Raw genomic sequence first — 1,073 nt, forward strand, 5'->3', positions numbered from 1 at the left:
AAGCCGTTGTTCGCGTACTTGATCATTTCGGCCGTCCGGGTGTCCGTCTCGACGACCGGTGCGTCGCTCCGCTCGATGAGGGGGTCGAAGACTTCATGTATGTCCGCGAGAGCGCTCTCGTCGTCGGCGCCGAGCACAACCTTGTCGGGAGCGAGGAAGTCGGGGACTGCCGTCCCTTCACGCAGGAACTCGGGATTCATCCCGACGCCGAAGTCGTCGCCTGCTGTCTTGTCGCTGGCCACTTCGAGAATCGGCGTGATCGCGTCTTCGGTCGAGCCCGGGACGACAGTGCTTTTGACGACCACGGTGTGCCACGTGTCCTTGGCGGCGAGGGTCATCCCGAGTTGTTCGGCAGCCGCCTCCATGATCGAGAGGTCGATGCTCCCGTCTTCGTTCTGGGGCGTCGGGAGACAGAGGAAGGTTATGTCAGTGTCGAGGACCGCCTCGTAGTCGGTGGTTGCTTCGAGTCGGCCCGTGCCATTGGCGCCGGCGTGGTCGGCGACGAGGTCCGCAAGCCCGTCTTCGTGGATCGGCGCCTCGCCGTCGTTGATCGCGTCGACGATTTCTTGATCGACATCGACGTTGACGACTTGGTGACCGAGGTCGGCGAAGCACGCCGCGACGGTCGTGCCGACGTAGCCGCTGCCGATGATGCTGACGTTCATACGGGCGGATGACACCGAGGTAGCAAGAGGATTGGGTTGCGGAGATGAAAAGATACATATCGGCATCGAAACTGTCCACGTAGTATGAAAGCCGTCGTACTCGCGGCTGGCGAAGGTACGCGACTCCGCCCCCTCACCGAGGACAAGCCGAAGGGGATGGTGGAGGTCGCGGACGAGCCCCTGCTCACGCACTGTTTCGATCAGTTGATCGAGCTGGGCGCCGACGAGCTGGTCGTTGTCGTCGGCTACCTGAAGGAGGTGATCATCGACCACTACGGCGACGAGTATGAAGGCGTGCCGATCACCTACGCCCACCAGCGCGAGCAGAACGGGCTGGCGCACGCGCTGTTGACCGTCGAGGAGTACATCGACGACGACTTCATGCTCATCCTCGGGGACAACGTCTTC

General features: G+C 62.4%; 2 protein-coding genes. One reads left to right on the forward strand and one right to left on the reverse strand.

All coding sequences use genetic code 11. The features are described 5' to 3' along the window. A partial coding sequence (locus tag EXE42_RS15780) for a nucleotide sugar dehydrogenase (RefSeq protein ID WP_137706939.1) occupies positions 1 to 665 on the reverse strand: 665 nt, incomplete at its 3' end. Between the two features lie 84 nt (positions 666 to 749). Here EXE42_RS15780 and EXE42_RS15785 point away from each other — a divergent pair. Beyond that, positions 750 to 1,073: sugar phosphate nucleotidyltransferase (locus EXE42_RS15785; RefSeq protein ID WP_158293739.1), on the forward strand; the 324-nt coding region annotated here is incomplete at its 3' end.

Source organism: Halorubrum sp. SP3, assembly GCF_005435195.1.
Taxonomy (GTDB): domain Archaea; phylum Halobacteriota; class Halobacteria; order Halobacteriales; family Haloferacaceae; genus Halorubrum; species Halorubrum sodomense.